The organism is Candidatus Borrarchaeum sp. (assembly GCF_019058535.1).
Lineage (GTDB): Archaea > Asgardarchaeota > Sifarchaeia > Borrarchaeales > Borrarchaeaceae > Borrarchaeum > Borrarchaeum weybense.
The window spans coordinates 1-16478 of the sequence record NZ_JAHPYX010000276.1 but is presented as its reverse complement, the minus strand read 5'-3'; the positions used below and the strand labels follow the sequence as shown (position 1 = coordinate 16478).

18 protein-coding genes are annotated in these 16478 nt (G+C 38.6%); 4 read left to right on the top strand and 14 right to left on the bottom strand.

What is annotated here, in order from left to right:
* The coding region (locus tag QVB70_RS17845; protein ID WP_287589142.1) for a uroporphyrinogen decarboxylase family protein at positions 1–234 on the bottom strand (234 nt) is incomplete at its 3' end.
* 6 nt (positions 235–240) lie between these two features.
* Entirely contained in the window at positions 241–987 is a 747-nt protein-coding gene (locus tag QVB70_RS17840) for a B12-binding domain-containing protein (RefSeq protein WP_287589140.1), read from the bottom strand.
* Positions 988–1204: 217 nt separating this feature from the next.
* On the opposite strand from QVB70_RS17840, the gene QVB70_RS17835 reads away from it, so the two are divergent.
* Positions 1205–1522: a hypothetical protein gene (locus QVB70_RS17835; protein ID WP_287589139.1), complete on the top strand. Its 318-nt coding sequence runs from the start codon at positions 1205–1207 to the stop codon at positions 1520–1522.
* Between the two features lie 40 nt (positions 1523–1562).
* On the opposite strand, the gene QVB70_RS17830 is transcribed toward QVB70_RS17835, so the two are convergent.
* Positions 1563–2225, bottom strand: coding sequence for a hypothetical protein (locus QVB70_RS17830; RefSeq protein WP_287589137.1), 663 nt, complete (start codon positions 2223–2225; stop codon positions 1563–1565).
* 132 nt (positions 2226–2357) lie between these two features.
* Here QVB70_RS17830 and QVB70_RS17825 point away from each other — a divergent pair, with 132 nt between their 5' ends.
* The 3 genes from QVB70_RS17825 to QVB70_RS17815 are packed head-to-tail and all read left to right on the top strand — an operon-like array spanning position 2358 to position 4644.
* Complete coding sequence (locus QVB70_RS17825) at positions 2358–3326, top strand: AIR synthase-related protein (protein WP_287589135.1); 969 nt, start codon at positions 2358–2360, stop codon at positions 3324–3326.
* Positions 3327–3357: 31 nt separating this feature from the next.
* Complete coding sequence (locus QVB70_RS17820; RefSeq protein WP_287589132.1) at positions 3358–3918, top strand: thiamine-phosphate synthase family protein; 561 nt, start codon at positions 3358–3360, stop codon at positions 3916–3918.
* Positions 3919–3924: 6 nt separating this feature from the next.
* Positions 3925–4644, top strand: coding sequence for a class I SAM-dependent methyltransferase (locus QVB70_RS17815; protein ID WP_287589130.1), 720 nt, complete (start codon positions 3925–3927; stop codon positions 4642–4644).
* An 89-nt stretch (positions 4645–4733) separates the two neighbouring features.
* Here QVB70_RS17815 and QVB70_RS17810 read toward each other — a convergent pair whose 3' ends face one another.
* The 11 genes from QVB70_RS17810 to QVB70_RS17760 all read right to left on the bottom strand — a co-directional run.
* The gene (locus QVB70_RS17810) at positions 4734–5363 is read right to left on the bottom strand and encodes a hypothetical protein (RefSeq protein ID WP_287589128.1); all 630 of its coding nucleotides are present in this window, start codon (positions 5361–5363) and stop codon (positions 4734–4736) included.
* Positions 5364–5569: 206 nt separating this feature from the next.
* Positions 5570–6232, bottom strand: coding sequence for a hypothetical protein (locus QVB70_RS17805; RefSeq protein WP_287589126.1), 663 nt, complete (start codon positions 6230–6232; stop codon positions 5570–5572).
* Between the two features lie 157 nt (positions 6233–6389).
* Positions 6390–7064 (bottom strand): hypothetical protein, encoded by a 675-nt coding sequence (locus QVB70_RS17800; protein WP_287589124.1) that lies wholly within the window; start codon positions 7062–7064, stop codon positions 6390–6392.
* A 136-nt stretch (positions 7065–7200) separates the two neighbouring features.
* The gene (locus tag QVB70_RS17795; RefSeq protein ID WP_287589121.1) at positions 7201–7767 is read right to left on the bottom strand and encodes a hypothetical protein; all 567 of its coding nucleotides are present in this window, start codon (positions 7765–7767) and stop codon (positions 7201–7203) included.
* Between the two features lie 33 nt (positions 7768–7800).
* On the bottom strand, positions 7801–8520 hold the full coding sequence (locus QVB70_RS17790) for an FmdE family protein (protein ID WP_287589119.1): 720 nt from the start codon (positions 8518–8520) through the stop codon (positions 7801–7803).
* Between the two features lie 319 nt (positions 8521–8839).
* Positions 8840–10846, bottom strand: coding sequence for an NADH-quinone oxidoreductase subunit D (locus tag QVB70_RS17785; RefSeq protein WP_287589117.1), 2007 nt, complete (start codon positions 10844–10846; stop codon positions 8840–8842).
* Positions 10847–10915: 69 nt separating this feature from the next.
* Entirely contained in the window at positions 10916–11335 is a 420-nt protein-coding gene (locus tag QVB70_RS17780; RefSeq protein WP_287589115.1) for an NADH-quinone oxidoreductase subunit C, read from the bottom strand.
* A gap of 72 nt (positions 11336–11407) precedes the next feature.
* On the bottom strand, positions 11408–12634 hold the full coding sequence (locus QVB70_RS17775; protein ID WP_287589112.1) for a Coenzyme F420 hydrogenase/dehydrogenase, beta subunit C-terminal domain: 1227 nt from the start codon (positions 12632–12634) through the stop codon (positions 11408–11410).
* On the bottom strand, positions 12631–14661 hold the full coding sequence (gene fdhF, locus QVB70_RS17770; RefSeq protein WP_287589110.1) for a formate dehydrogenase subunit alpha: 2031 nt from the start codon (positions 14659–14661) through the stop codon (positions 12631–12633). Before fdhF ends, QVB70_RS17775 begins: the two co-directional genes overlap by 4 nt.
* 6 nt (positions 14662–14667) lie before the next feature.
* Entirely contained in the window at positions 14668–15108 is a 441-nt protein-coding gene (locus QVB70_RS17765) for a hydrogenase iron-sulfur subunit (protein WP_287589107.1), read from the bottom strand.
* A 413-nt stretch (positions 15109–15521) separates the two neighbouring features.
* Positions 15522–16478, bottom strand: a 957-nt coding sequence (locus QVB70_RS17760) for a lyase family protein (protein WP_287589105.1), incomplete at its 5' end; no start/stop codon positions are given.

Below are 16478 nucleotides of genomic sequence, written 5' to 3'. Positions count from 1 at the left end.
TGGTTCAACTTCCTGAGCTATGTAGCTGAGTCCAAGAAGGCAATCATACCCAAGCTCCTGTTGCAGTTTAATTTGCATCTGTGCAATATTTTCGCCACTGGTATAGTAGTCTTTATAAGCCAATCCAGACATTTTTGCGCCAATGGTAGACATAAGAATGAAAATTGGTACCCTATCGGGCGTTTCATGTTTAACAGCAGTTAAAACTCTCTCTAAAGGTGTCATTTCACTCATTTTAATTTACCTCCTACCTACCTTGAAAAATCTGAAGATTCGTCTGAACAAACCTTCCTTCTTTTCCGCCTTGTAATCCACAATTTTTCCGAATTTCTTTAGTTGCTGGGCATATTGAACAGCTTCGAATACATCCATTCCCATAGCATCCGCTTTCACTTTTTTTGCTAGATTTAAATTGAAATTAAAAGGCGCACCACCGACCATTAATTTGATTTTTTCTGATAGATTTTCTCTATTTAGAAGTTCACGGATATCAATAATCCCAGCCATTGTATTCATCATCATGGATGAGACTAATATCAAATCGGCGTTATTTTCTTTGGCAACATTTACAAATTCTCTGGCAGGAGTGTCAGCACCAAGATATATGACATCCCACCCTTCAGACACCAAAAAAACCTTTAAGATTTCTGATCCAAGAACATGATGATCTCTTTGTATATTGCCAAGAACTATCGTTCCAGTTTTTTCTTTTTTCTCCGTCAATAAATCTTTTATTTTCTTAACCGCATCTTCTGCAATTTTTGCCACTGCAAGAACCTGAAATGCTGAAACTGTCACATAACCTTCCTCGCGGAAATCTTGGATTTCTTTTAAAGCTCTTGCAATGACTTCTGTAAAAATACGCTTTGGATCCAACTCGACTTTTATTGCTTGGTCAATTAAATCCATAGCATCTTTGTAATTCCTATTCATTGCATAATCCTTGAAAAGCTCATAAGTTCTCCCAATATCAAGAGCTATACTCAATATGATATACCCCCAGTACTTCAAGATTATTCTATTACAAGACTAAACCGAAATTATCCAAAACTTTAAACTCTTTTTGACTGTTCTTACACCCGAATTAGCCAAAAAACAGGTGTTTAAGAGTCTTAAATATAACCCACAAAACTTGTATTTAAAATCGTTGATTGCTAATTGTAAATCAACTTATATCTCTGGTCACCTTGCTAAAGAAACTGCAATGGAGGAAGTAAGAATAACCTCTGAGATGTTAACAAGACGGGAAAAAATCCAACGAATTTTACAAGATGGAATATTCACTACAATTGAGGATTTATGTATGGAACTTGAAATTTATGATAAAAAGTTACTTGTTAACGATCTTCAACACATAGAACGCTCTTTAAAACGGCTCCCTCAAAAATTGATAATGAAACCTGCTCGATGTCAAGTATGTGGGTTTACTTTTGATAAAAAGAGAATAAAATATCCTTCAAAATGCCCAAAATGCAAGGGACAAAGAATCCTCTCTCCTCAGTTCAAAATAATAAAATTGTAAATCTTAACTCACTCAAAAATAAAAATAAGGAAGGCATGAGTTAAAGTAGGATGCCGGCTAACGGAGCTAAGATTATTAGAATCCATGAAATTATTATGGCTACTAAAGACGGATAAAGTAGTTTCTTTTTCAATTGCTCGTTATCAGCAAAGCCAAAATAGTCGTCAAAATACTTGGCCTCAAAGATTCTTCTTAGCGCGGCAATACAACCAACGGCTGGAATAATCCAGATCGCGTCTATGATAGTAAATGCCACAATTAGGCCGAATCCAGGACCGAATAGATAGGTATCTGCCAAAACAAATGCTCCTGTTTCCCAAAGTGCTCCGATTATCATTGCAAAAATTTCCCATTTTCCACTATTGCCATTCTTATGCCGTAACTTACCAACAATAAATGCTTCAGCACCTCTTACAGCAACTATTCCTGGAATAAAGACGGCGGGAAATCCAAACAAAGCTGTTAAGTAAAGTAAACCGACAAATTGCCCGATACAGATCACAGGAGTTGCAAAACTAGGACCGTATAAAATGGCAATTGCGAAGATTAGAACAGATGAGGCATCAATACTGCCAAGGGGGATTGGCATTGGTATCGTGAGTATTTTGAGGAACGCTACCAGCGATGACAGGATCGCGATTTGTGCGATAAGAAATGCTGTTGACTCTAATGTTGAATTGCTATAGGATTTTGATTCACTCATTATTAACAACCCGCCAACTAATATGGCATACCACATTATATGATATAACTCATTTATATAACTCACTTATATATTGGTAATAAAAACGGGGAACAACTCATATGTACAATAACTACTCAAGAAGGTTAATGTATGAAATTACATAAGGGAAAACTCACTTTAAAAGAGCTCCAACGCCTTGTTTTGTCATACATTTCCTCTGTTGAGACTCCACGCCTAGATTTTTCTGTTGCACAAACAGCGAGCGGCTTTCTAATTTCAGCATCAGATCCTGTCATTGGGGTGCCATTGAATCATTACGGCTTTTTTTCTGTCCATTATTCTGCTGGAGATGTATCACTCTCTGGTATTAGACCCCAATATTTAATTTTAGGGATTTATTATCCTCCTGGTTTTGATTCAGCTTGGTTAGAAAATAATATGGATATTCTTGGAAAAGAAGCAAAAAAATATGACATAAAGATCCTAGGTGGGCATACTGGCGCGTATAATGGCCTACAGACTCCTATTTTTTCTACTACTGCGTTTACATTTACAAGTGAAGAACGAAATATACTTAATCCACAAAATCTGAAGCCAGGAGATTCATTGATAATTGTAGGTCCAGTTACTCGTGAAATTGCATGGGCAGTGGCAAATTTCAAACCAGTGATATTCTCAGAACACTGTGAAACAAAACCAGAAGATATCGCGTCAGATTTATCATATTTAACAGTCTTAGACTGTGCTATAAAAGCTGCAGAAAATGGAGCTATTGCAATGCATGATCTGGCTGAAGGAGGCTTGATTACAGCTCTCAATGAATTCGCAAATGCGTCAAGTTTGGGAATAGAACTTGATTCAGATTTGATACCCTGGGATAATTTAGGGTACACTTTGGTTACAGCGTTAGACGGAGACATTTTTTCAGCATCTTCATTTGGTAGCATACTAATCGGCGCTAGTAATGAGAATACTGAGGATATTATAAATGCGCTTACGCCTCTAAGACCATGTACAATCGCGGGAAAATTCACTTCAAAGAAAAATATACTTCTGAAAAAGAACGGAAAGGATCTAGTGATTAAAAAGAAAGAAGATATTTATTCTAGGCTATTTTAAAATATCTTTCAAATTCTATGGGTTGACTTGAATGCCAAAAAGCGAAAAAAATCAAGATTCAAAGAAAATTATTAGTTCATTACAAGATGCAATTAAAATGCTTGAAGAGTGTAAGGAATTTAGCAAACTAATTCCAGAAGTTGGCTCAAATATGGTCTACGCTCTTGAGAATGCAAAAACAAGAGAGGATGTAGCTGGGTTAACTGGGCGTATTATAAAAGTAAAGAATCAAGCGACTGCGGTAGGGGAAGTTGAATTTGGATGGTCAAAATATATGGGATCAGTAATCCTTACTGCTTTGACAATTGATAAAGAGAAGAGGGCTGCAATATCCTTAAGAAATGATCTGAAGATAGTCTCGGCTTGCAAATCTCTAGGATTAGAACTGATAGAATTTGGGGAAAAAGCACCAGAAAGTTATGTTAAGGAGAAATGTGTTACTCCATTCGCATTGTTGACCTTAAAAGAAGTCCCTGATGGTATCTATGATCATGGTGATATAGGAATTGAACCCCTAATCATATTATTTGGAGTTGAGCCGTTAAACCTTGCTCAAACGGTGTGCAAAGTAGCTAAAGCGTTAGAGGATTGAAGAAACTTGAAACACAAAACTGTTGTGCGTTCGGGATTTAATTCGATTTCTGGCTTCTATGATTTCTGGTATGACACTCCTCTTGGTGCTTACGCAGATCGAGTAGAAAAACGCGTATTTCAAAGTTTCTTAAGAGATTTGCCCTCAAATACTTTGGTGCTTGATCTAGGAACGGGAACTGGTGTCCTTCTACAATTCTTATTGCAGAAAAACTTTGAAGTAATTGGAATTGACTTTTCAAAAGATATGATTAGAAAAGCTAATGAAAAAATTGGTAAAAATCAAGGATCACTCGTTCTTGGTGATATTGAAAACTTACCCTTTCAGAATGAAGCTTTTGATATAGTTTCAGCTATGACAACCTTAGAATTTGTTAATAACGTAGAGAAACTCCTGCAAGAAATTAGGCGAGTTCTTAAATCAGGAGGACAATTCATCTTAGGCGTCCTTACATCGCTGAGCTCTTGGTCCTTTGATAGGAAAATACGAGGTATAATTTCAAAAGATATTTTTTCGTATGCTAAGTTCTATACTTCTTTTGAACTCATAAAATTGCTTAAAGGTGCAAAATTTAGTGAAATAGATATAAAAGGTGCTGTATTTGCCCCTCCGTTTACCCCTAAACGTTTTTTTCCATTTGTAGAGAGAATTGAGCAAAAAATCATGGAATCTTCGATTTTACGCATGATTGGTGCGTTTCTTGCAGTCAGGGCAAAAAAAATCTAATAAAAAATCAGCATCTCCGAATTTTCATTTCATATCTATACCTAAGGCTTCAAAGCTTGATAAAAAAAAGAAATGAAGATTTAAGTTTTTTACTTCTTGTGATATCGTACCAAGCTAATAACAACGAGTGTTGCAACAGAAGCGAAGGCAATCAAGAGCGTACCGAGACATAATCCTCCAGCTGAAGTTAGATTTGCAGTTGTAGAAACTAGTTGAACTTCTAAACTATCTCCCCGGTCACTGGAACCTTGTGCTTCAAAAAGGATACCAGTACCAGAATCAATCCAAACTTCCATTGTCCATGTTGTACCATCTTCTGTCTCTTCATAATTTATATTGGCAGCTTCATAGTTGTTTCCATCAAAATTATAATTCTCTGTTGGTGCACCTTCCAACTGCGACTGAGAATATAAAAAGGGTCTCCAGTCATCGTCAGTTTCTGTACTAGTAAACGTGCTACCGAATAAAGACATTGCCGTTTTGGCCCTGACAGTGCCATCATTAATCTCAAGGATTTCCATCTGAGTGGTGAATTCTAAGGACCACGTGCTCTCATCTTCCATGACGGTTGTTGCGTCGGTATCCCATTCCATTGTATCGCCAACTGCTAAATTTCCCCATTCTCCAGCAGCAACCGTTGTCGTTGCTGTGCTTGCCAAAAGACAGACCATGAAAACGCTGAGAATGCTTAAAAGAAATTTTTCTCTTGTTCTCCCCATGAATTTCCCTCATGTGATTTACTTTATTAAAATGAAAATCGTAAAACTTTCTTATACATTTTTTGTGAAAAATAGTCATCCAATAGCGATCTATGTAGTCAACTAAAATTAAAAAAATGCAATAAGATTTCAACCTTATCTTAAAACAAGCATATCTCTACGTACCAAAGTTTACAATGCTGTGCAAAATAAAAAAAAGTGAAGATTTAGATTTTTTTCTTCTTTTGGTATCGTACCAAGCTAATGGCAACTAGTGTTGTGACGGAAACCAAACTAATAAGGATTGTACCGAAGCATATACCTGCTTTTGTTAGACTTGCAGTTGTACTTTGTAATTCAATCCATGTTTGAGCTGTTCCACCTGTAGTGAATCGCCATTCGAACAATATTCCAGTATCTCTATCAAACCAGAGTTCCAGAATGTCTCCACTAGAATCGACGTATTTGAAGTAGTGTGTCTTATACCGTCCTCCTTTCCAATTGAAATTAGCTTCAGAATAAGTGCTATCTGCATTTGCTTCAGCATCAGCTTTCATTTGCTGCAAGTAACTCTGAGGATATAGCATGAAGATTATGGCACTCGAATCCGAATATGTACCTTCGTCAGTGGAACTGGTAGAGTCATAAGTTACTGTAGTTTTATAACTATATGTGAGCACGGTTCCACTAATATCAAGTATCTTGACCTCGATGTACGTAACCGGACTGGTAGGATCCGTAGGATCCCAATCCAATTTCCATGACATTTCGTCTCCAGTTTCTAAATTACCGAAGTCTCCCGCAGCAATTGTTGTTGTCGCCGTACTAAGTAAAAGACAGACTATAACCGCACTGATGATACTAATAAGAAACTTGCTGTTTCTTCTCATCATTTTCCCCCTACAATTTATTTTCAAGAAGCTATTGAATACTGTTGATTTAAAACAAAGCCGACTTATCATATAAAAATCTAATAGTAAATTCCTAGATTATGACATATGTCAAAAACACAATTATTGATTGCATTTGCATTACAACAGCGTCAAGTTAAAGAATTTCAGTTCCTATCGGCTTTTGACCTTTTAAAACTGCAGGTATGCGAGAAGGATGTCTTCCATTTAATATCCAGCAACGGATGTTACTCTGTGCCAATATCTTAGGAAAATATTTATCGACGCATCTCTGAGTTTCAAACGCACTAAAATCATGCCGATCAAGTTTTGCAATCAATTCACTTGGCTCTTGCTTTGGATCGTGTTTAAAGATTCCCTCTACATCCTTAAGAAGAATTAAAGATTCAGCTTTTATCAAGGAGGCGATATATGCGGCAATCGAATCTGAAGTGACATCCCAAGAATGTTCCAAAGGATCTTGTTCATATAATAACCGAAATGGTAAAAGAATTGGGAATTTATTTTTCTTCGCTAATTCTTTCGCTTTATCAATAGAATGGGTTGTAACTGTGTTTTCAGACAAATTTGAGAGAAAAAAACCATATTGATCCATTGCTAGAATTGCCATCCAATGAGCTATAGTTTCTGATAGATTATATTGACTGTAAATATCCCTCACAATGTCTGCAAATGGGCCTCCTCCGGGCACAATAAGCAATTGATACGATGTTGAGAGTTTGTCCAAGAACTTAATTAAATTTCGAAGTTCTTCCGAGTAAGAAATGAGTCCGCCTCCTAGTTTTATACAATGAATTGCGGCCGCCTCCACAAAAGAGCTTTATGCTGAAGAATTAAACTCATAATTTCAGTTATACCTTTAATATTTTTAATTCACGCATTTGGAGACTTTAAGGATAATTATACGTACTTTCATGCTCAAAAAAAAAAAGGATTCTGATTTAATATTACTGTTTAGACCTTTCAAAAGCCATATCTACTACCGGCGTAAGTTTGTTAAGAAGTGAAGGCATGTATACGCCGGCTAATCCTCCTAGAATCGCATGGATTGCGAGGAACCCATAGAGGAAAAGTGGCAATGACCACGCCCAACCAAGGAACATCATAAAGGCCCAGTACAGGAGAATGTCTCCTGGGATGTTGTAGATGAGACCAGCGATCCCATCGGCTACTCGTGAATCTTGGATTTCCTTGTGTGTGACATGGAAGAAAAGGTCAATAACTACCCCACCTAGAACCCATGATGGAATGATTATCCATATCACTGGCGGTCCGCCTGGAAGGATAGTTGATATAACCCCGCTAACGAATTGAGTGAAAGTCGCAGCGCCGGTCTTTCCAACGATTGCTCTTATTGTTAGAACGATGATGGTACCTACAGGGATTGCAATCACCCCATATAAGCCCGGAAGGGGTGCAGGAATGAAAGCAGTCGTTAATCCGACCAGTGAAGACAGGGACGCGAAGATAGCCATCAGCGCTAGATCCTTAGAACTAAAATAAGGTTCTTTCATGTTAGGATTCACCACCTAGAGTATATTCAGGTATTAGGACGAATCTATCGACATTCCTCTTCCATCTAAGACGTAATAATTTTCTTTGGCACAGTTTATACAGACAGGATTGCCTTCTATCACCCTTGCCCTAGTCTCCATGACGTTCTCTCCACAGATTGAACATCTTACTGAAGCAAATATGGGGGCATACTCAGGCAGGTTGATTTTCATGCGCTTTATCCTGAACATTTCATCTGCTGATTTACTTAATTCGTTGATGGACATTTCATGGAATAGTCTCATCATTCGTTCATGCTCTTCTGGTGTCGCCTCTTCCCTCCTGGTAACGATCTTATCCCATAGTCCATATGCCTCAGGATATTCCTCCCCAATAGAATCTTCAAAATCGGGGTCTAAGGCAATTCGTATTGCCGTTCCGTCTCTTTTCGCCACCGTTACTGCACTCTTGCCAAAATCACGGTATATAAGGGCATTGTTTCCAAAGGAGCACCCAGTCACCATCTGAACACCGTCGCTGAAACAATTGTTTGTCTCAACGATTGCTATGACTTCCTCCATGCCAGTGCTTTTTATTCCCAATTCTCTCACCGCAATATAGCCTGCTATCACGCCGTAGGTCATGTAGTTACAAAAATGCCCATGCAACTCACCAGCCTTCTCATGCAGCCTTCTAAGATTTCCAGTTGCAATTAACTTCTCAATCTCCTTTCTAACCGGATTTCCAATCTCCATTTCTTTTTTTTCTGCCACTCTTATCAACTCTTGCGTTTGTTTTTTTTTTGAGCTTGTTATTTAACAAGGGTATACTGCCCACAGAAAGTCGGAAGTATAAAATGTCTAACACAACTAAAACATGGTTGCAAATATAAATATTACTATTTTATGCGCGCGTAATATCGCGTTAGATTACTCACCGATGCGCGGAAAAAAACACAAGATCGTGTGTTAATTAAAAGATAATCGTATTACAAGTGAACTACCTCACGCTGAAGCGGTGAGGCTTTCTGGCTTAGTCATTTGTAAAACAATTAATGGAAAAAAAATTGTTAAGTTGAAATCGTTCTTAAGATTATCTATCGTGGTCTGCGGGGCATTGATCAAGACTCCAGTAGATTACGGGCACATCCGCTATGCTACATCCCTTCAAAAGCTCAGGAAGCAATACAAGAATAGGACCAAAGGTTGGTCCTCTTATTTTAGCTCTATATGGAGTGTTGGCCCCTGAACTAACTAGATGAAAACATAGTTCTCCTCTGGCACTTTCGATACAATTTATTGCTTCTCCTTCAGGCACACGTTTTAACGGAGCAAATTTCTTCCTAAATGGTCCTGGAGGTAGGTTATTTAAGGCTTCTTCAATCATATTAAGGCTTTCCCCGATTTCTGATATCCTAGCTACCATTCTATGGTATGCATCACCTTCCTTGAATGTGGGGATCTCAAAGTCTAGTTTACCATAAGCTTCGTAAGGATGACTCTTTCTCACATCAAAGTTTATGCCTGAAGCCCTGGCGTTAGGTCCTGTAACATCATTTTCTATTGCAACATCCGAAGAGATTTTTCCAATATCCATTGTCCTTGCCTTGAATGAAGAGTTATCCATCATAAGATTGTTATACATGTTTACTCTCTGTTTCATATAATTTATAGTCTCCAAAGCGAGTTCCGTAAAATCATCTGTTAAATCCCGGAAAACTCCACCTGGAACATTGTATACGTGATATATACGACCCCCGGTTAATTCATCTAGCAGACGAAGAAACCTCTCTCTATCGCCCCACGTAATCATTTGCATTGTTTTAAACCCTACTGCTCCAGTGACTAACCCTAAGTTAAGAAGGTGGCTTTGTATTCTTGAGAGTTCTGCCTGTATCACTCTAAGATACTTGGCTCTCTCTGGAACCTCTAAACCTGCAATTTTTTCAACGGCACCAATATAGGCAATCTCGTAAGATGCGCCGTCAAGTACACAGACACGTTGAATCAACATCGCATTCTGATACCATGTTCTATATTCCATGAGTTTTTCAAACCCTCTGTGCAGGTATCCCACTTGAGGTGTAGCTTCTATCACACTTTCTCCATTAACCTTCAATTTAAGGTTAAAGTTTCCAGATCCAGCATGCTGTGGACCGAAGGGAATTAGCATTTCATTCGGATTAAGCGTTTCTTGCTTGCTAAATGGTGGAACTTTCAGTTTTTCAGTAAAAGTAGCGTCTTCTTCTTTACCTGTATATCCGTTTTGAATGTGTTTCATAGCAGCAACTATTGCGACACCTATGGGTTCTGGTCTAGGTGGACATCCTGCTATCCATACGTCAACAGGAATATACTTATCGATTTGTTTTATGGTGTTGTAACTGTCCCAGTATGTACCACCACTCATTGGGCAATTTCCGAATGACAGTACAAACTTTGGCTTAGGCATCTGTTGGTAGATTCTAATAATTCTTCTAAGAGTTTTTACTGTAACATACCCACCTATAAGAAGTACATCTGCATGTCTTGGACTATCAGCTACTAAAAGCCCAAATCTCTCCATATCAAATCCGCTACTTACCCAAGGTACAGCTTCAATAAAACAACAACCTGTAAAGTAATTTAAAACCCATAGGCTCCTTGAACGTGCCCAACTCGCAATGTCAGAAATCTTCGTATCCTCAGGATGCATTAACTCAGGAGGTTGAGCTAGCATTTCTGGCGAAAATATAAATTTACTTTTATCGGGTCCAATTACTACAGGGAAGTTTGTCATTTGAAGCGACTCTGTTGGACACACATCTACGCATAATCCACAGAAGCAACACCTAGAAAAATCTAGTTGGGGGTAATCTGCAACGTCTTTCTGGGGGGATTGGTCTGACGCAGCTCTATCAACCATTTCTATAGCGCCATTTGGGCAAACCTTAGCGCATAACTTACAACCTTTACATGTTTCTAAGTTTAATATGTGCCGACCTCTAGAATTCTTTGCAATTGGCATTTCAGGAGGGAAATTATATGTAATTGGCTTACTAGTTAATTGAGTAAGCCCTGTTTTTAGGACGGTAAGCCCATTTTTTAACTTTTCAAACATTTCTCATCATCTCTCTTCATTATGAACTAATGAATAATTTTTCTCAACGAATTCTCTCCAATCGAAATCTTATCTAAAGGGGGGAATCTCAACGGGATCCTCCAAGAATAGTGGTTTTAGAATTTGATTTCCTTCAAAGGAAACCCCAAAGAGTTCCCACGCCTCTCTCTCATGCATAGCAGCATTAAGCCAGAGTTTCGACAAGCTTGGAATTGTAGGATTATCTCTCGGGATCTCAGTTGCTACCTTAACGTATATGTCTTCATGGAGTTTATGCACGAGGAAATATATCTCAAAAGTTCCTCGTTCTATCCAATCGACAGCGCTAATCGTCAATAATCTCTGGAATCCTTGATTTCTCAAGTACTCAGCAGCTTGGAAGTAATTAGGCTTTGAAACTCTAACATAATTTATATTTTCGTCAACAGAATACTCTGCTTTCATCTGAGTTTGAAGATATTTAAAAATCGCTTGAATTTCTTCTTTCATGGTGTGTACTCCCTTTTAAGATCTTTTTTGGTAGTTTCAGTCAATATATTTCAAGTAAGTTATATCTACTTTTCACACAGACTTCTTAAGGAACAATGCCACATCTTCTATGGTCAATTCGGTATCAGTAACCGTTGCTGAAGGGGCACGAGACTCTACATTTATACCTGGTTCATAATCAAAGCGTGGAGCTACTTCCTTGTTCAGCATAAAGATCAACTTAGCTAATGGCAATTCCATAGGACATGCATCCTGACACTGACCACAATTTATGCAAGAGTCCATAACGTGCACGACTCGTACCATAGGCCATAGAGGATTAGGTGGTATCTCTCCACCGCTTACGTAACCTCTATCCGCCTCAAGCATGCAATGCTCACAAAAACATATAGGACAAGCATCTCTACACCCGAAACACTTGATGCACTGACTAAATTGGGAGAACCAATAATTAAATCGTTCATCAGCACTCATCGCTTTGAATGGAGCGAAATCTTTCTCTTGCCACTCTTGAGCTAGTTTTATTGCTAGTGCATCTTGTTTTCTTCTAGTTTCTATTGCTTCAGAATTAGGTTTTTCCACTTTAATAGAACCTGCTTCAATCGCGCTCTCTATAAGATTAGATCCTTTGTCGGAACAAACCTCGATAAACGTCATTTTTTCGTCTGTAGTTCCCCATCTCCCACAAGCTATATCCGTCATAGTTGGAATATTGATTTCACATCTCCTACAATTTTCTCTTCTGCCATATCCTTCTTCTTCTAATACTTTTAGGTCTCTTTCTACTTCTGTTTCGTCTTTTAATCTTATCTTAAGTTTTCCATCTTCAATTTCTTCTTTGATAACATCTGAGGGATTTACATCAAATTTTTCTTTGAACATTTCTTTGGCTGTTACAGGTGAGAACGTACCAGTACAATTTAGTCCAATAAGAAGTAAATTTTCAAGATGCATGACATCTCTTTTGGTTAGTTCAATGATCGCCCTAGCATCACACGGTTTGCAGACTACAGCAAGTTTGCGATTATAAACACCCGCCATGTATTCTTTAAGATAGCGGGGAATATTTATAGAACTCGAATGCAAAACTCCTGCAGTATCTTTTATTTCTTCTGGATCAGTAATTAGCACAGGTATACCATCATATCTGTCGCCATCCCTTGCTTTTATAGCTAGTACTGCATCTACAAGTCCACTTTCTAATGCAAACTTCAGAAGTGCCGTAACTGCACCACCACAGTCTGCCTTATTTCGATTTTCCTCATTTGAAGCCCAGGCGAGATACATATCACCATTCATTGTTCTACCTCCATTCTTACAGCACATACTTTGAATTCAGGCATTTTGCACTTGGGGTCAAAGGCTGGGTTTGTTAATACATTGGCTGGTGAATCGCCGAAGTGAAAGGGCGTGAAAACCATCCCTTGAGGCACATCTTCAGTGATCCTTACCTTAGCTTTAATGCTACCCCGCCTCGTTTTCAAAACAACCCATCCCCCATTGGTGGTTTCCAGTTTTATTGCGTCTTTAGGATTAATCTGAACAAAATTACTAGGCACTTCTGCATTTAATGCTTCAGTTCTCCTAGTCATCGTCCCAGTGTGATAATGGAAGATGCTTCTTCCAGTAGTCAGAACATAAGGATATTCTTCATCTGGCAATTCAGCTGGAGGTCTGTACTCCACTACTTGGAAGTGACCAAGACCATCAGGTGTATTAAACTTTTTTACAAACATTGTAGGTGTCCCTGGGTGATCTTCAGAAGGACAAGGCCATTGAATCCCTCCTACTGTTTCCTCTATTCTTTCGTAAGTTAATCCCGCATACTGGGGAACGCATTTTCTTATCTCTTCGAATATATCCTTGGGACTTGCATAACTGAATTTATCCTTAAAGCCCATCTTTTCAGCCAAATCACATATTATGCGCCAATCAGGCTTAGCCTCGCCAGGAGGATCAATCACTTTATTTATCTTTTGAACTCTTCTATCAACCCATGCATGTACTCCTTCCCTCTCGACCCATGTAGCTGCTGGTAATACCACATCTGCAAGTTTTGCTGTTTCTGTCATGAATATGTCTTGAACTACTAGAAAATCGAGGTTCTCAAGAGACTGCCTTACACTATTTGTATCAGGTCCTGACATCATAGGATTTGTTCCTACCACATAAATAGCCTTACACTTATGCACGATGTCCATGTAGGTTAAACCGGGGTTAATTGGAAGATTTTCTACTCCCCAGCGCTCTTGAAAGAACTCTGCTGCCTCCTGACCTACCCGTTTGAAACCAGGGTAGAAGACATTAACGCAGCCCATATCCCCTGATCCCTCCCCATTTATTTGCCCCCTCATAGGGTTAACGCCAGTTCCTGGCTTTCCAATATGGCCAGTCAAAAGTGCTAGATCGGCAAGGACCTTGACATTATCCGCTCCAGTAGTGTGCTGAGTTATACCTTCATCATATTGGATGCACCCCCTCTCTGCATTGACGTAGGTAAGTGCAGCCTCTCTGATTTTTTCTATAGAAATACCTGTGATCTGTTCGATTTGTTTTAAGTCAATCGTGGAAAGGAAATCGCGCAAATCACTGAAACCAGCAGTTCTTGATTCTATAAATTCTCTATTTTCAAGTCCTTCATTAATAATAATACTCATTATGCCATTTATCAAGGCAACATCTGTGCCAGGCCTCAATTGTAAGTGAATATATGCTAAATGTCTTGCAGTAACTGATTTTCGTGGATCTATTACAATTACCTTGGCTCCCTTCTTCTTCGCTCTAAGCACCCTTTTTGCGATCATAGGAAAGGTTTCTTTGATATTGACCCCAGCAATGACAAAGCAATCCGCGAGTTCATAATCTAATTGAGAGATCTCCATAACACCCGAGCCAACTGTGGGTCCAAGCCCTGCAACTGTTGCGGAATGACAGAATCTGGCACAATACTCGACGTTGTTGGTACCTATGACGATCCGAGCAAACTTCTGAAGCACATAACTAGCCTCGTTCGTGGTCTTTCCTGAACCCAGTATACCAAAGGATTCGGGTGAAGTATCCTTTAGAGCCGCAGAAACTACATCAAGTGCCTTCTCCCAAGTAATTTCCTCAAATTTGCCGTTATTTCTAAGCAATGGCTTTTTAAGTCGGTCTTCGCTATATAAAAATAAGTAAGATCTTCTACCTTTAGGACAATTCGTCCCTTCGTTTACAGGATGTTCCTTCCATGGTTCTATGCCTATTATTTTGCCGTCCTTGACCACAAGATACATCCCACATCCAGATCCGCAATATGGGCATATCGTTGGTACATACTGCATATCCATAGTTATTCACCTTTTTATCGGATTTGGTCCTAGCTCTTTTATTGTCTGACTAAAACTTGAAACGGTATCTGCTACTTTCTGTCCTTCAGATGCTCCTATCCATTCTAACCTGAGCCTCTCGCTACCGATTCCTATTGCATCAAGAAAGAGTTTCACTAATGTAACTCGCCTTCTAGTCCAGAGGTTACCTTTTATGTAATGACAATCTCCAGGGTGACAGCCTGCAATCAGGACACCATCTGCACCCTTAGCGAAGGCCCCTAGTATCAGTGGCACGTTTACTCTTCCTGAGCACATAACCCTAATAATCCGGATGTTGGAAGGATAACTTATTCTAGAGATGCCAGCCAAATCTGAGGCGGAATAAGAACACCAGTTACAAAAGAAGCCTATAATCTTAGGTTCGAATTCTTTTTCGAGATGAGTTTCAACCTTCACTTCAGACATTTAAGTCACCATATTCCTAACTAATAGTTGGTATCTATATTACAAATTGTAACTTTTTATGACAACTCGATCTAATATTTTTAAAAGCTATTTAACTAATCGTTTCAAATTGTTATAGTGTAATCGTTCATTACATAAACTTATTATATAAGTATTATTGTTCTGAGCGCGTAGTATTCCGTTGGCATATTCAAAGACTCAAAGAAAAGAAAAAAATGAGGTAACATGTTGATAAAAAGGTAATAGTGCTATTTAAAAAGTTAAATCCTTTTGTAGTGAAAGTGCGATGAAAATAAGGATTCCTAATATGTTAGAGAGTCAACCTTCTCATGAAGTTTCGTCTGAAAGGTTTCTCAATAGTAGGGTCAATTTCTCCTTAAGAAGTTCAAGATGAGGGGACGAAAATAATATTTTTAGACCATTTTGCGGGGATCAAGTAGATCATCGATGTCTCCCTTAAGTTCAATTCCCATTTCTGAGATAACTTCTTTTATCGTTTTATTTGATTTATAAGCAATTTGAGCTATCTCAGAGGCTTTATCGTATCCTATCTGCGGAATCAGATTTGTTACAATCATTAGGATTCTTTCTAAGTGTGTTTTTATTTGTGCCGTGTTCGCTTGCAACTCTTCCAAACAGTTTATCACAAAAGAGTTAAGAGTTCCAGCAAGAATTAAAACTGATTCAAGGAGATTCACTATCATCAGAGGTTTGGTAACGTTTAAATCAAGAATACTACCGTATCCTTCCGCATAAGAAATGGCGGTATCGTTTCCGATGACTTGTAAACAGACTTGTATTAACGCTTCAGATTGAGTTGGATTGATTTTACCAGGCATTATTGAGGAACCAGGTTCGTTAGCAGGGAGTATTAATTCGTTTAATCCCGCTCGGGGGCCACTTCCCATCCAACGAATATCATTCGCCATTTTTAAGCATGAAAGGGCTAAAAGTCGTAGCACACCACTCGTTTTCACAATTGCGCTATGTGAAGCAATCCCTTCAGCCTTTACTGGATTAGTTCGAAAAGGAAATCCAGAAATGGCTTTTAAATGAGATGCAGTTAATTTTCCAAAATCCTTATGGGTTCCAATTCCTGTGCCTAGTGCAGTACCTCCAATCGGAATAGAATACAGTTCTTCGCAAGCATCATTTAATCGCATCTGATTGACATTAAGCTGCCGTAAATAAACGCTGAATTCAGTCGATAACGGGATGGGGACAGCATCTTGAAGATGCGTGCGTCCTACTTTGACAATACCATCGACCCCCTCAATTTTCCGTTTTAGACTTTTTCTTAGGTTATCTATTGCAGGAAATAATTTTGCATGAAATAATTCCAAAGTAGAAAGGTGCATACTCGTTGGAAC

Coding starts and splice junctions, on each gene's coding strand:
- QVB70_RS17765 (WP_287589107.1), bottom strand. CDS start 15,108: ATGTCTGAAGTGAAGGTTGAAACTCATCTCGAAAAAGAATTCGAACCT.
- QVB70_RS17775 (WP_287589112.1), bottom strand. CDS start 12,634: ATGAATGGTGATATGTATCTCGCCTGGGCTTCAAATGAGGAAAATCGA.
- fdhF (WP_287589110.1), bottom strand. CDS start 14,661: ATGGATATGCAGTATGTACCAACGATATGCCCATATTGCGGATCTGGA.
- QVB70_RS17805 (WP_287589126.1), bottom strand. CDS start 6,232: ATGAGAAGAAACAGCAAGTTTCTTATTAGTATCATCAGTGCGGTTATA.
- QVB70_RS17835 (WP_287589139.1), top strand. CDS start 1,205: ATGGAGGAAGTAAGAATAACCTCTGAGATGTTAACAAGACGGGAAAAA.
- QVB70_RS17830 (WP_287589137.1), bottom strand. CDS start 2,225: ATGAGTGAATCAAAATCCTATAGCAATTCAACATTAGAGTCAACAGCA.
- QVB70_RS17795 (WP_287589121.1), bottom strand. CDS start 7,767: ATGAAAGAACCTTATTTTAGTTCTAAGGATCTAGCGCTGATGGCTATC.
- QVB70_RS17785 (WP_287589117.1), bottom strand. CDS start 10,846: ATGTTTGAAAAGTTAAAAAATGGGCTTACCGTCCTAAAAACAGGGCTT.
- QVB70_RS17825 (WP_287589135.1), top strand. CDS start 2,358: ATGAAATTACATAAGGGAAAACTCACTTTAAAAGAGCTCCAACGCCTT.
- QVB70_RS17820 (WP_287589132.1), top strand. CDS start 3,358: ATGCCAAAAAGCGAAAAAAATCAAGATTCAAAGAAAATTATTAGTTCA.
- QVB70_RS17780 (WP_287589115.1), bottom strand. CDS start 11,335: ATGAAAGAAGAAATTCAAGCGATTTTTAAATATCTTCAAACTCAGATG.
- QVB70_RS17810 (WP_287589128.1), bottom strand. CDS start 5,363: ATGGGGAGAACAAGAGAAAAATTTCTTTTAAGCATTCTCAGCGTTTTC.